Genomic DNA, 11222 nt, shown 5'->3' on the forward strand with positions numbered 1-11222 from the left:
ATTAATGCTCCAGTTGTTTTTGCAGTGTCTGGAGTAACTGATCCAGATCCAGAGGTTTATTGAGGTAATCGATAAAGCCATCTGACATAAGTTCAGAGCGACACTTGTCTGAAGCTGCTGCGGAGACTGCAATAACAGGTATTTTTCGGGTCAGAGGGTTACGTGACAGCATTTTTTGTGCCTGAACCCCTGTAATACCTGGCAGGTCAAGATCCATCAGAATTAGGTCCGGTATATCTGAGGCCGCCATCTCCAGGGCGATCTCTGCGGAGGAGGCCAGAGATAGCCGGTAGGCCGGGTGTTCATCAACAAAAGCTTTCAGTAAACGCTGGTTAGCGGGATTGTCTTCCACATATAGCAGATGAATTCCCTTTTGTTCCGCATCCGTTTTTTGAGTCGGATTGTGATGCTCGGCACTGCTCTGATCAGCCAATGGTAGTGTAAACCAGAAACAGCTTCCTTTGTGCTCCTCACTTTCCACACCGATACGCCCCTGCATCAGTTCGACCAGCTGTTGACTCAGGGCTAGGCCGATACCGGTTCCTTCGATGGCGGAATTCTCAGCACCGAGTCGGCTAAAGGGTTGGAACAGCTGTTCAAGCTGATCTGAAGAGATGCCTTCACCCGTGTCTTCAACTTCAATACGCAGTTGATTTCCCTGTGTTTTGCAGCGTATAAATACCTGGCCTTCAGGGCGATTGTATTTAATAGCATTGGTAACCAGGTTTATCAGTACCTGTTGGCAGCGGGTATAATCAGCAGTGACCCAGATGGTTTGATCCGTACTTTCGTCCGGCTGCAGAAGAATCTGATACTGGTCGGCTATCGGTTGCAGCCCCGCCAGTGCATCCAGCATCATTTCCCGCACATTAAGGGATTCCAGAGAAACGCTGATACGGCCTGCCTCAATGCGGGCCAGATCCAGTACATCATTAATCAGAGCAAGCAGGTGCTGCCCGCTTTTGTAGATCTGTTTTACATGGCGCTGCTGGCGATCTGTCAGCGGGTGCTTACCGGACTGCAGAAGCTGAGCAAAGCCCAGTATCGCATTCATTGGCGTGCGCAGCTCATGGCTCATCGATGAGAGGAATTCACTTTTTGCCTGGCTGGCCTGCTGAGCCGCGTCCCGTGCCTGACGCAGCTGTCCATTGATTTGCTCACGCTCATGCATTTGCCGGTATAGGCGAATCAGTAATGCACAGGTACTGGTAAAAGGGTTCAGCCACTCAGCCAGTTCCGGTTGATAGTCCTTCTGGCCATTAGCGATGGCAAACATGCCAATCACTTCACCTTGGTCAAATATGGGCACACCCATGTAGCGATAAAGTTCCGGGTGACCCGGAGGCAGATGGCTGTTCTCAAACCGTTCCTGCATCTTGTTATCAATAATTAACTCTTCATCGGCGAATACTTTACCAATAAGGGTATCCGGGTTACTGAGTAACATATCGCCTGCCACCAGCTTATCCATCAGTAACTTGGACTCTTTACTCCACGACAGGTCTGTTATGGCATGCAGTTTGAGTGCTTTGCGGCCATCAACCAGCAAGACTTCACCGATAAATGCATACTCACTATCGGTCAGCTCCCGGAGTGCCTCCATAAGAAAAGCCCAAAGCTTATCTTTTGAAAGCAGTGCCTGGTAATCAGTCAGCCCCTGGTGGAGAATTTTCAGTAGTGCTTTCTCTTGCTGCTCTGCCCGTTGAGCAGCCCGAACATCCTGCAGGTCCGATAAAATACCAATGAACTGGCGCTCTTCAGGTTGGTTGCTATGAACCTCACTAACCCCTAAGTGAATCGGTAACCGGGTGCCATCCTTCCGCCGGGCTTCAACTTCCCGGCCTTTGCCAATGATCTTAGCCTGGCCACTTTGCATAAAGCGACTCAGATAATCGTCATGTTCTCTTGCCCATGGGTTGGGCATGATCACTTTAACATTCTGGCCTTTTAGCTCCTCTTCACTGTAGTCGAGAAGCTGCTGGGCGAAGGGGTTAACTTCAAGAATGGTGCCGAGGTGGTTGATACGGATGATGCCTGCTGCCGCTGAATCGACAATGGCACGGTAACGGGCCCGGCTGATACCAACTTCGTTTTTTTCACGGGCAAGTATAAGGGTTTGCTGGTGCAGGCGAATCAGCTCTTCAGCCTGACGGGCGAGCTGCTCCAGGCGGAGCACCTCCCGGGCAGATAGGGTTCTTGGCCGGGTATCAAGAATACAGAAACTTCCCAGGTGTAACCCGTCGCTAATGCTGATGGGGATGCCGGCATAAAAACGAATTGAGCGTTCACCGGTGACTAAAGGATTGTCCCGAAACTGCTCATCAGCCAGTGTATCAGGGATAATCAGGTTTTCACCCAGGGATATGGCGTGAGAGCAGAAGGAGATATCCCTATGGGTCTCCGTACAGTTAAATCCCTGCTCAGACTTAAACCATTGCCGGTTTTTATCCACTAGTGATACTAAAGCGATGGGGGTATCAAAAAGGTCTCTTGCCAGTTCTGTCAGTCGGTCAAACGCAGCATCTCGCCCTGAATCAAGAATCGCCAGTTCATGCAGATGCTGAAGGCGTTCGGTTTCGTTGACTGGCAATAATGGATCAGACATGGTTAAGACCTTCGCTTACAGGGTTTGGCGGTAACGGGGTTTTGAGTTGCAGAGAATCACAGATGATATATTCGCATAATAAGAGGATATCTTCTCAAATTTAGAGGCAACTACGGATGATTCAGAATTATACGATAAAACAAATATGATAGATGCTGTTTTCTGGTGTATCAGGGTTAAAAAGTGCGTGCCTGAGTAAAGATCATTCAGCGTCTTTGGAGCGGTATCACGACCAGCCTATAAAGCAGGCTATAAAAAAACGGCCTGCAGTATGCAGACCGTTTCTTTTATATGGCATGTTTCTGTTCTTTGCCCGGGAACTAATCAATATTTTTTAACGGATTAGCGACCACGCTGCAGAGCCTCGATACGCTCATCCAGTGGTGGGTGTGATGCAAACATAGCTGACATTCTGCCACCGGAGATAGCAAGAGCTGTCATGGAGCCTTTCATCATGCTTTCCTCACCAGATTCCGCCTTCAGACGCTGCAGAGCAGATATCATCGACTGACGATCCGCAAGTGTTGCGCCGGCATGATCAGCTTTGAACTCACGCTTACGGCTGAACCAGGTAACAACAGCAGAGGCCAGAATGCCAAACAGAATATCCAGCACAATGGTTAGTACCATTTCGGCAACCCAGCCCAGGCCGCCTTCACCTTCTTCGTTGGCGGTGAACTGATCAATTGCGTAAACCACAACACGGGTTACAAACATGACAAAGGTGTTCACCACGCCCTGAATCAGAGCCAGGGTCACCATATCACCGTTAGCAACGTGACCGATCTCGTGGGCCAGAACAGCGCGCACTTCATCGGGGCTCATACGTTGCAGTAATCCGGCACTGACCGATACCAGGGCATCATTTCGGTTCCAGCCCGTTGCAAAGGCATTGGATTCCATCGCTGGAAAAATACCCACGGTCGGCATCTTGATGCCTGCCTTTTGTGACAATTCGGCAACCGTTTGCAGTAACCATGCTTCGGTTTCGTTACGGGGCTGATCAATAACCTGAGTACGGGTGCTCATTTTAGCGATGGTTTTAGACATAAACAGAGAGATCAGAGAGCCTGTCATGCCGAAAACACCGCAGAAGATCAGCAGGCTGGTCAGGTTGAGGCTGCCACCCGACTTATAGCTGCCTACCCCCAGTACGCTAAGAACGATACCCGCAATTACAAGTACAGCCAGGTTCGTTAAAAGGAATAGTCCGATACGCATCATTTTTGCGAATTCTCCATCAAGTTAATCAGCTTTTTAAATAATAGTTATATATTAAATTGGGTTGAAACGTCCGGTTGCAAGGTGCGTTCGCATTTTAGTTGTTACGCAGCCTTAGCCGGAATTTCTCTGGGAACATTATTAAACCAATGTTGCCTTTTGATAGCGGCCACTTTTTTTGGTTCCATAGCCGTTGAGCAAAAAAAGATATTTGTGAAAAAATACCCCGATTGAGTCGGGGTATCAGATATCTTTGGATATCGTCCGGTTTTACTGGCTGTATTTGCTCAGAAAACGGTCGATGCGATTGATGGCATCTTCCAGCTGATCGACGTAGGGCAGTGAAACGATGCGGAAGTGATCAGGTTCCGGCCAGTTGAATGCGGTTCCTTGCACAATCAGCATCTTTTCCTGTTTGAGAAGGTCGAAAGCGAACTTCTCATCGTCATGGATATTAAAGCGCTTCACGTCCAGTTTAGGGAACAGGTAGAGTGCTCCTTTCGGCTTGACACAGCTGATGCCGGGGATATTGTCCAGCATCTCCCAGGCCAGATCCCGCTGCTCTTTCAGGCGTCCGCCGGGCAGTATCAGGTCATTAATACTCTGGTAACCGCCAAGGGCTGTCTGAACCGCATGCTGAGCCGGAACATTGGCACAAAGGCGCATAGAGGAGAGCATGCTCAGTCCTTCGATAAAATCTGCAGCATTATGTTTATTGCCGCTGATAATCATCCAGCCGGATCGAAAACCAGCTACCCGGTAGGACTTTGATAGGCCATTGAACGTCAGAAACAGAACATCATCTGCCAGACTAGCGATGGAGGTGTGCTTCTCTTCGTCGTAAAGAATTTTGTCGTAGATCTCATCCGCCAGAATGACTAGGTTGTGCTCCCGTGCCACTTCGATAATCTGCAGTAGCAGAGATTCAGGGTAGAGGGCTCCGGTAGGATTATTCGGGTTGATGATCACAATCCCTTTGGTGCGATCGGTGATTTTACTGCGAATATCCTCTATGTCCGGGTACCAATCCGCTTGTTCATCGCAAATGTAGTGTACAGCCTTACCACCGGCCAGACGTGTTGCGGCGGTCCAGAGAGGGTAATCCGGAGCAGGGATCAGCAACTCATCATCGTCATTCAGTAAACCCTGAGTCGCCATGACGATCAATTCACTGACGCCGTTACCGAGATAGATATCCTCAATGGAGACGTTGTCGATTTTTTTGCGCTGACACTCCTGCATTACTGCTTTACGGGCCGAGTACAAACCTTTGGATTCGCAGTAGCCCTGGGCATTGGGCAAGTTATAGAGTACATCCTGCAGAATCTCTTCCGGTGCCTCAAAGCCGAATGGGGCCGGGTTGCCGATATTCAGTTTAAGAATACGGTGACCTTCCTCTTCCATTCGTTTGGCTTCTTCAAGGACAGGTCCACGGATGTCATAACATACATTGTTTAGTTTTGTGGACTTTTTGATGGTTTGCATACGGGTTCCGTTGTGCGGGCTGGGTGTCGGGCCAGGCGATAGTGCCTGGTAATATTAGAACGTAATCTATATTAAATAATATATCGGGCTTTGGTAAGCGGATAAATAGATGAATAGCCTGATTGATGGGTTTTTTTTACCAAGGTGATATGCTGTTTTGCTGATAAACTGAATTCAAACAATAAAAAGGACCGTTTATATGTCAGGAAAACAATCTCATCAAGCTCCGTCGGCCCATTTAAATCAGGGAGATGAGGCGCTGGTCTTGCGTCAGGATAAAGGCGGAGTTAGCTATCTGATGCTTAACCGGCCTAAGGCTTACAACGCGCTTTCACTGGCCTGTATGCAGGCGTTGATTCAACAGCTGAGTCTTTTGGCTGATGATAAATCGATTAAGGTGATTGTTATCTCCGGAAGTGGCAAAGGGTTTTGTGCAGGCCATGACCTCAGAGAGATGAAAGAGGGGGGGCACCGAGGCTTTTTATCAGGAAACCTTTTCCACCTGTGCAGACCTGATGGCGAAGATTCAATCTATTCCGCAGCCGGTGATTGCCAAGGTACATGGTATTGCCACGGCAGCTGGCTGCCAGTTAGTGGCAACCTGTGACCTGGCCTATGCCGCAGCGGATTCCCGTTTTGCCACACCGGGCGTTAATATCGGTCTGTTCTGTTCAACACCTATGGTGGCTTTGACCCGTGCTGTGCACCCTAAGCAAGCGATGGCCATGCTACTGACCGGTGAAATGGTGACCGCAGACAAAGCGGAGCAAGTGGGGCTGATCAATGAGGCGGTTGCGCCGGATGCACTGGACGCCCGAGTGGACGAGGTCGCTCAGCTGATCGCCGCTAAATCGTCATATACCCTTAAGGTTGGTAAAGAAGCCTTCTATCAGCAGCGGGATATGACCCAGAGTGACGCTTACCACTACTGCAGTCGGGTGATGACAGAGAACATGCTGGCCCATGATGCCCAGGAGGGTGTTGACGCATTTTTGGGTAAGCGTCCTGCGTGCTGGCAGGGACGTTAGCCCCCTTTCTGCAGAGGCTTGGGAGTCTGAGCACAGGCCTCTTCAGAGTGGTTCAGTCAGCCTGAACCACTTTATTTCGCCCGGTTTTTTTTGCCTCATAGAGAGAGTTGTCCACTCTGTGTAGCGCGTCATTAAAAGTTTCGCCCGGTTTTAATTCGCCAACACCTATACTGACAGTGAAGCGCACAGGCTCATTATCGGTTGACGCTACCCAGGACTGTTCGCAATGCATACGAATGCGCTCTGCTGCATGGCTTGCATTCTCCATATCTGACCCGGGCAGAATAGCCGTAAACTCTTCGCCACCATAACGGGTCAGAATATCAGTACTGCGTAACTCATCTTTCATGATCTGGCTGAAAGCCTGCAGAACCTGGTCGCCGGTCAGATGTCCATAAGTGTCATTTATCCGTTTAAAGCGATCCAGATCCAGCATCAGGACACTGACTACCGGCTGTTCAGACTTGCTCCAGGTTTTGCTCATTTCCTTCATGCGTTCCATCATAACCCGACGGTTCAGAAGACCGGTCAGAGGGTCCCGGGTTGCCTGACGGTATAGACGAAGCAGCATATGCAGCTGGGCCTGATTAGCCCACAGGGCGATGACCAGAAGAATGCTGATTAACCAGAGATCTTTAAACCCTGACAGAGTAAAAAGAGTGCCGTAAAAGAAGTCATTACAGAGCAGAGCAGCGATCAGCCCGGTTCCCAGAACGCTGGCTTCAATCAAAGTGAGAGGAAAAACACTAAGTATGGCAACCAGAAGAAATGGAATAAAACTGTAGCCTATCAGGGTATCGTTGCCTGATAACTGAAGCAGGCAGACGGTATAGAAGAGTGCCGGGAAAATAATCAGTAATGTTAAACAAAGCAGTGAATGCTGAAGGTTTCTCTTACGGATATTGTTAGTCAGAAGCAGCCCCAGCATTGCGATGGACAGCAGTAGCCGATAAACAGCGATGACTCCGGCGTCATCAGATGTCAATAGCAGGTAATCTATAGGAATCCACAGAGGGGCAAAAATAGCAAAAATAATGCTCAGGATATTAACACGGGTGCGTATATATTCGCTGCGGGTGGCATTGAAATCATCTGAATGAAAACGGTTGCTTAGTGTGTCAAATAGATTGAATTCAGATAACTTTCGATAGAGCCCCCCTGTTGCATCATCCAGCGTTGACGCAGCAGAAGTCCCCTGACGCCTGTCCTCTGATGGCGTTCTCTGTTCTGAACCTGGTGTAGAGGGCTTAGACATAAATGAGCGTTTACCTTGAACTGTTTTTTATACGATTGAGTAGCCTCAGCCGAGGGCTGATTGACCCTGACAGAAGGTATTACGCCCGAAGCTCTACAGGCTTAGCCTGCAGTGGGTACATTGGTTTCATCGGCATTCTCACTCTCATCCACAGGCTCAGGGATATCTTCTGGCACTTCCAGGGACAGTCGACCCATGTGGCCGCTCCGAAGGTCATTCAGCAACACTTCTGAGGCTTTATGCCAGTCGATCTGACCTCCAGCCTTTAATCCGCCCCGCTTACTGGCGATCAGTTCGAGTATAGCTTCCGGGGTTTCCGGTAGTTTATTCATCTTGTAGCGGGATGATAAAGGCTGGGGGTAGCGTACCATAAGCTCTCCAGCCGCAAACATGGCAATGTCCAGGTAGTCGATAGCAGTGTTGCGGATAGCACCTGATGTTGCCAGCCGGTAAGCGCTGTTCTGATCTTCAATGCGAGGCCAAAGCACTCCGGGGGTGTCAATAATGGCAATGCCGGACGGCAGTGCAATTTTTTGCTGTCGCTTGGTAACCGCTGGCTCATCTCCAACCTTAGCGACTTTTTTGCCCGCCAGACTGTTAATCAGGGTCGATTTACCAACGTTAGGTATCCCCATCACCATAACCCGCACAGGCCGGTCTTTACGTACCTGTCCAGCCATCTCTTTGACGATTTTCGGGATTTGTTTCAGGGTGCGGGACTCTGTCGTGGTGACCGTAATTGCCCGTGTTTCGCTCTGTCCTTCAAAGTGTTTGATCCAGCGCTTAGTGATCACTGGATCAGCCAGGTCATCACGACTCAGAATCTTCAGGCAGGGCTTGTTGCCGCGTAGCTCATTCAGCATAGGGTTGGCGCTGGAGTAAGGGAGTCGAGCATCCAGTACTTCGATAATAACATCGATTTCAGGCAGAGCATCTTTAATTTGCCGACGTGCCTTATTCATGTGTCCCGGATACCAACCTAACATCGCCATAGGGCTCTCCTGTCGCTCTGAACGCAACAAGCCGCTTCAGCATGAAGCGGCTTGATAAAGGGAAAAAGTATAACAAGCAGGTAGGATTTTATCAGTAGTTTAATGCAAGAAAGCGTCAGGCATCAGGTTCTTTAATGGCAAAATCCAGAGATGCGGAGTTGACGCAGTAACGTAAGCCCGTAGGTTGAGGGCCATCGGGAAAGATATGGCCTAAGTGCGCATCACAGATGCTGCAGAGAATCTCTGTGCGTAACATGCCGTGGCTTTGGTCAGTACGCTCTTTGATCGCTTGATCATTAAGGCATTGCCAGAAACTGGGCCAACCACTACCGGACTCGTATTTTGTTTCAGAGTCAAAAAGCGGTGCTTTGCAACAGGCACAAAGATAAGTGCCCACCTCGTGGTGATGGTAGTATTTTCCGCTGAAGGGAGGCTCCGTTCCGCCACAACGGCAAATATTATACTGCTCTGAAGAAAGCTCCTGACGCCATTGCTGATCATCTTTTTGCGGTGGCGTATTTGACTCCTTAATATCAGGCATAATACTGCTTCCTAAATAAGAGTTACTGAGCAGGCTGATTAATCATAAACCTGTTTTTTCTTCCACTGATCTTCTTCCTCTACCATTTTTTCCAGCTCTTTGGTCAGCTGATCACCCTGTTGTCCTTCCAGGCGTTCCTGCTGTTCCTGTTTAGCCGCTGATTCTTCCAGCTCATCAACCCGTTTTTTGGTTGCCAGAATCTGGTCGGTGTAATCACCGCCCTGGTTGTTTTTACCCATTTCGCTGATAACGCGGCGGTAATGCAGCGCCGCGATTTTTGGCTTCATTTCCCGCTCTGCTTTCTTGCCCGCAGAGATATACACCTCAATAATTGTTTGCGTGAAAGCCTTTCTGAGCTGTTTCAGGAACCCCTGAGCCATCGCGTGGGATATTTTCTTTTCCTGGTACTGAACCGATATATGCTTGTGCAGTAGTTTCAGATTGCGACGTACATTGTTGGCGGTCTGAATGTCAGTAACAGGAACGGCGGAAACATTTTTATTTTTAGTGGCAAGCTCCAATAATTGCTTGGCATTTTCTAAATGCTTGGCAACTTTATCATCGGGGTCTGCTTCGTACTGTTGCTGGAACAGCTCCACAACGCTGCGGGACAGAAATATACGCATATTCTGGTCCAGGTAATGTGCGGGAACCTCTTCCATTAAAAACATTAAGTTTCTGGCCCTGTCTCCCAAAGAGCGTAAATAGCGAATATGCTCGATGCGCTTCTTTTCTGCAGCCTGCTTCGAGTAGACAATAAATACGAGGCCCAGTGCTAATGAAAGCACAACGCCAAGAATGATCACTGATGACATTCCAGGTTCCCTTTATCCTGAGCTTGTAGTTTCTGATACCTGATAAGCGTTTCACTTGTGTATCAAGTGTCCACTATTATTCACTATATACGAAGATACAGCTTCACATATAGTGACTATCGGCATGATCCGGAAAAACTTAAAACAGCAGTTGCAATACACCTTGATGAATAATAAGAAAAAAAACACATCAGCGCGAATTTTAAAAAGATGATTCAAAGTTAAGGCATTAGAGGTGATTTGGCCTGAGGGCAAAGTAATGGAAGTTTCTGATAAGAAAAGAAAAAAAGTGGTTGACACTATCTTTGGTCGTCTATAAAATGCGCGCCATCCTTCGATGAGGGGTTATTTGCAAGACCACGTCCCATTCGTCTAGTGGCCTAGGACACCGCCCTTTCACGGCGGTAACAGGGGTTCGAACCCCCTATGGGACGCCATTTCTTGTTGCTGTTTACAGCATGTCGGCGTGAAACCGTATGTTGATAATAAATAGCGTTGTGATGCGGGAATAGCTCAGTTGGTAGAGCACAACCTTGCCAAGGTTGGGGTCGCGAGTTCGAATCTCGTTTCCCGCTCCAATTTCAAATAACCAAAATCGGCCGCGTCCCATTCGTCTAGTGGCCTAGGACACCGCCCTTTCACGGCGGTAACAGGGGTTCGAACCCCCTATGGGACGCCACTCTTTCTGCCTGTGCAGGATGATGCGGGAATAGCTCAGTTGGTAGAGCACAACCTTGCCAAGGTTGGGGTCGCGAGTTCGAATCTCGTTTCCCGCTCCATTCATACTCAGTCAAAAAGAGATTGTAACAAGTTATACGTCCCATTCGTCTAGTGGCCTAGGACACCGCCCTTTCACGGCGGTAACAGGGGTTCGAACCCCCTATGGGACGCCATATTTTGCCACACGGCAGTTGTGATGCGGGAATAGCTCAGTTGGTAGAGCACAACCTTGCCAAGGTTGGGGTCGCGAGTTCGAATCTCGTTTCCCGCTCCAGTATCTGCTGATTTGGTTAAATGGTTAACTTGGTGGTCGGCCTTATCTGGTGTCACCTTTTAAGTAAGGTATGTGTCCCATTCGTCTAGTGGCCTAGGACACCGCCCTTTCACGGCGGTAACAGGGGTTCGAACCCCCTATGGGACGCCATCTTCTTTTTAAGAAGATATTATTGTAAGCAGTAATATTGTTATGCGGGAATAGCTCAGTTGGTAGAGCACAACCTTGCCAAGGTTGGGGTCGCGAGTTCGAATCTCGTTTCCCGCTCCAGATTTTAAAAGCCAGT

At 48.9% G+C, this 11222-nt stretch carries 9 protein-coding genes and 8 tRNA genes; 10 read left to right on the top strand and 7 right to left on the bottom strand.

Annotation, left to right across the window (positions count from 1 at the left end):
• Position 1: 1 nt before the first annotated feature.
• The 3 genes from BTA35_RS12390 to BTA35_RS12405 form a co-directional block, all read right to left on the bottom strand.
• Positions 2–2605, bottom strand: coding sequence for an ATP-binding protein (locus BTA35_RS12390; RefSeq protein WP_078320132.1), 2604 nt, complete (start codon positions 2603–2605; stop codon positions 2–4).
• A 342-nt stretch (positions 2606–2947) separates the two neighbouring features.
• Positions 2948–3829 (bottom strand): protease HtpX, encoded by an 882-nt coding sequence (gene htpX / locus BTA35_RS12400; RefSeq protein ID WP_078320134.1) that lies wholly within the window; start codon positions 3827–3829, stop codon positions 2948–2950.
• 267 nt (positions 3830–4096) lie between these two features.
• Positions 4097–5311 carry a pyridoxal phosphate-dependent aminotransferase gene (locus BTA35_RS12405; protein WP_078320135.1) on the bottom strand — a complete coding sequence of 405 codons (1215 nt, stop codon included), beginning with the start codon at positions 5309–5311 and terminating at the stop codon, positions 4097–4099.
• Positions 5312–5510: 199 nt separating this feature from the next.
• Between BTA35_RS12405 and BTA35_RS18730 the strand changes: the two genes are divergently transcribed.
• Positions 5511–5918 carry an enoyl-CoA hydratase-related protein gene (locus tag BTA35_RS18730; protein WP_274378429.1) on the top strand — a complete coding sequence of 136 codons (408 nt, stop codon included), beginning with the start codon at positions 5511–5513 and terminating at the stop codon, positions 5916–5918.
• The gene (locus tag BTA35_RS12410) at positions 5827–6339 is read left to right on the top strand and encodes an enoyl-CoA hydratase-related protein (protein ID WP_274378430.1); all 513 of its coding nucleotides are present in this window, start codon (positions 5827–5829) and stop codon (positions 6337–6339) included. Before BTA35_RS18730 ends, BTA35_RS12410 begins: the two co-directional genes overlap by 92 nt.
• A gap of 52 nt (positions 6340–6391) precedes the next feature.
• Here BTA35_RS12410 and BTA35_RS12415 read toward each other — a convergent pair whose 3' ends face one another.
• The 4 genes from BTA35_RS12415 to BTA35_RS12430 form a co-directional block, all read right to left on the bottom strand.
• Positions 6392–7594, bottom strand: a complete 1203-nt coding sequence (locus tag BTA35_RS12415) for a GGDEF domain-containing protein (RefSeq protein ID WP_078320136.1) — start codon at positions 7592–7594, stop codon at positions 6392–6394.
• Positions 7595–7695: 101 nt separating this feature from the next.
• Positions 7696–8580, bottom strand: coding sequence for a ribosome biogenesis GTPase YlqF (gene ylqF / locus BTA35_RS12420; protein ID WP_078320192.1), 885 nt, complete (start codon positions 8578–8580; stop codon positions 7696–7698).
• A gap of 121 nt (positions 8581–8701) precedes the next feature.
• Positions 8702–9127 carry a peptide-methionine (R)-S-oxide reductase MsrB gene (gene msrB / locus BTA35_RS12425; RefSeq protein ID WP_078320137.1) on the bottom strand — a complete coding sequence of 142 codons (426 nt, stop codon included), beginning with the start codon at positions 9125–9127 and terminating at the stop codon, positions 8702–8704.
• A 38-nt stretch (positions 9128–9165) separates the two neighbouring features.
• Positions 9166–9942 carry a hypothetical protein gene (locus BTA35_RS12430; protein ID WP_078320138.1) on the bottom strand — a complete coding sequence of 259 codons (777 nt, stop codon included), beginning with the start codon at positions 9940–9942 and terminating at the stop codon, positions 9166–9168.
• 361 nt (positions 9943–10303) lie between these two features.
• On the opposite strand from BTA35_RS12430, the gene BTA35_RS12435 reads away from it, so the two are divergent.
• The 8 genes from BTA35_RS12435 (at position 10304) to BTA35_RS12470 (ending at position 11206) form a co-directional block, all read left to right on the top strand.
• Positions 10304–10379 (top strand) — tRNA-Glu (locus BTA35_RS12435).
• Positions 10380–10444: 65 nt separating this feature from the next.
• Positions 10445–10520, top strand: a tRNA-Gly gene (locus BTA35_RS12440).
• A 25-nt stretch (positions 10521–10545) separates the two neighbouring features.
• Positions 10546–10621: transfer RNA gene (locus BTA35_RS12445), tRNA-Glu, on the top strand.
• 24 nt (positions 10622–10645) lie between these two features.
• Positions 10646–10721 (top strand) — tRNA-Gly (locus tag BTA35_RS12450).
• Positions 10722–10759: 38 nt separating this feature from the next.
• Positions 10760–10835 (top strand) — tRNA-Glu (locus tag BTA35_RS12455).
• A 25-nt stretch (positions 10836–10860) separates the two neighbouring features.
• Positions 10861–10936 (top strand) — tRNA-Gly (locus BTA35_RS12460).
• Positions 10937–11010: 74 nt separating this feature from the next.
• Positions 11011–11086 (top strand) — tRNA-Glu (locus tag BTA35_RS12465).
• A gap of 44 nt (positions 11087–11130) precedes the next feature.
• Positions 11131–11206: transfer RNA gene (locus BTA35_RS12470), tRNA-Gly, on the top strand.
• Positions 11207–11222 lie beyond the last annotated feature (16 nt).

The organism is Oceanospirillum linum (genome assembly GCF_001995095.2).
Classification (GTDB): domain Bacteria; phylum Pseudomonadota; class Gammaproteobacteria; order Pseudomonadales; family Halomonadaceae; genus Oceanospirillum; species Oceanospirillum linum.